This window comes from Vibrio sp. 1249-1, assembly GCF_033340495.1.
Genome location: NZ_JAWOWJ010000697.1, coordinates 1 through 639, shown reverse-complemented (window position 1 = coordinate 639; position 639 = coordinate 1). Strand labels below are relative to the sequence as shown.

Below are 639 nucleotides of genomic sequence, written 5' to 3'. Positions count from 1 at the left end.
TTTGCCGATTGAGTAATTGGTTTGAATGAAGTTTTCCATTTCCGTCATGAGCCGACGGTTTTCTAGCAAAATTTGCTCTGCTTTCTGCTGATAGCCCAGCTCCAACCAAAGCTGAGTCATGCTGTTTGCCACTTCAAGCTCCCGTGCGTGAACTTGCAACGACAAACCATCGGCTTGTTGATTGGCTTTCTTTTGTTGAAGATCGAGCGTCGAGCCACGTTCGAACTGTTGCATCAAACCGACGGAGATATTGGTCATCGGATCTTCGTCAAATTTGAAGCTATCGACAGGCAAACCACCAAAACCGACTTTCAGTTTCGGGTCCATCAAGGTTGCGCTGGCTACGCCTGTTTCACGCATCGCTTCCGATTGAGCATAGAACTGTTTACGGTTGCCATCGTTGCTCAACGCAATGCTAATGAGGTTTGCTAGCTCATTGGTTGATTGGGCTTGGATTGATTGAGCTTGCGCTTCTTGTTGTGCTTTCGTATTGGTTGGCGATTGCGCCACCACATTGAAAGCCGGTAGGGCAACCAGAGCCAGTGAGCATACTGGTGCCACTAAGCGATTTGGGTTGAATTCCATAATTTACATCCAAATTGATACCAAGCTCTTTTGCGTTTCGGGAACGATTGAACT

Annotated in this window: 1 protein-coding gene; it reads right to left on the bottom strand. The window is 47.1% G+C overall.

The genetic code is table 11. The features are described 5' to 3' along the window. Window positions 1-585, bottom strand: a 585-nt coding sequence (locus R7Z50_RS28420) for a TolC family protein (RefSeq protein WP_411979532.1), incomplete at its 3' end; no start/stop codon positions are given. Window positions 586-639: the final 54 nt, after the last annotated feature.